Origin of the sequence: Mesotoga sp. HF07.pep.5.2.highcov, assembly GCF_003666285.1 — a bacterium.
In the GTDB taxonomy this organism is placed as follows: Bacteria; Thermotogota; Thermotogae; order Petrotogales; family Kosmotogaceae; genus Mesotoga; species Mesotoga prima.
Genome location: NZ_JFHJ01000040.1, coordinates 1 through 1,225, shown reverse-complemented (window position 1 = coordinate 1,225; position 1,225 = coordinate 1). Strand labels below are relative to the sequence as shown.

General features: G+C 49.7%; 1 protein-coding gene. It reads right to left on the bottom strand.

Annotated elements, in window-relative coordinates; all coding sequences use genetic code 11:
- Positions 1-673: 673 nt before the first annotated feature.
- Positions 674-1,183 (bottom strand): DUF4276 family protein, encoded by a 510-nt coding sequence (locus tag BG32_RS00815; RefSeq protein WP_121526230.1) that lies wholly within the window; start codon positions 1,181-1,183, stop codon positions 674-676.
- Between the last annotated feature and the right edge of the window lie 42 nt (positions 1,184-1,225).

Genomic DNA, 1,225 nt, shown 5'->3' with positions numbered 1-1,225 from the left:
ATGACAGAAGAGGCGCTCGTCAGAGAAGATCCTAGGGGATGGCACCCTTCACGTCATCCTGACAATGTTCCTGGTCAGGATCCCTGCCCCTCGCGAAAAACGGGACAGACCATAGGATCCGGTCAGTCCCTATTTTCGCTTACAGCGCTCAGCAGGTACTTGATTCTAAGTCTACAGCGGCTCCTAGAGATAAGATCCCGTGCAAAAGCATCACGGGATGACAGTCATGCTCCCTTCAGGTCATTCTGACGAAGCTTCTGGTCAGAATCTTTGTCTATACCGCGTAAAACGGGACAGACCATAGCAAAAGTCGCAATGCGCCGAAGATCATCGGCGGTCAGTTTAGAAGTGAGGCTCGCTGGCGCGAGGAAGTGATGCCCGGAGGATTATCCGGGGAAGTGAGGCCGACTACGTCGGGAAGTGATGCTGGCGCTTTCGCGCCAGGAGGCAAGAATCAGTCAGTCTGCTGACGCAGGCCAGTTCCGGCTTCGCCAGGCGGAAATAAGCACTGAGGCGGCGCGCTAACACTGTCTGACGATTCTGGGATTCTTTTGCAGGCATGAACGACCAGTCACCCGGTAAGCGATTTCGGTCGCGATGCTGTAATGTGAAGTTGCATATGAATTAATAGTTTCAGGTGAATTTGCTCATTTGCACAATAGTGCTTATCGATTCACGGTTCTAACTTCTCTATGTATTCTAAAAATGGAGCGAAGCTCTGAGGACATTTCGCGCGAATGTCTTCCAGTGACGCTTTTCTTAGTATCTCGGCCGCAGTTGCTACTCCATATCGCTTCTTGGCTTTGCGGAAGAGACTCTCGATTATTTTTTTGGGTGGACTGTTGTCGTCCTGGTCTTCCACTTCTTCTGACCACGTTCTGCGGATATTCATGCCAAGGTATTCTTGAAGTTGATCAATAGCTGCAAGTAAAAGGACCTCGAGATCATGTTTGAAGCAGAACACTTTGAATCTGCTTCTCAGCTCGTTTTCATGTTCGGAAAGCATGGCGGCGAATGAGTACATGATACCATCGCGCAACTGCGAGTAATTCACGTGAGGAACTCCAACGTTGTAGGGATACAGGTCGGGCAAAAGGACGACCGCGCTTTCTCTGTTATTTCTTATGATTTGGTAGGCCTTTCTGGGATACTTGACCAACAGAGCTTTTTTGTTGCTCGACATGTTGCCCGACTGGCCAACACTTGCAAATTATATGGCGATGCC

Bases quoted from the DNA above. Each gene is read 5' to 3' on its own strand.
- BG32_RS00815 (WP_121526230.1), bottom strand. From the start codon at position 1,183: ATGTCGAGCAACAAAAAAGCTCTGTTGGTCAAGTATCCCAGAAAGGCC.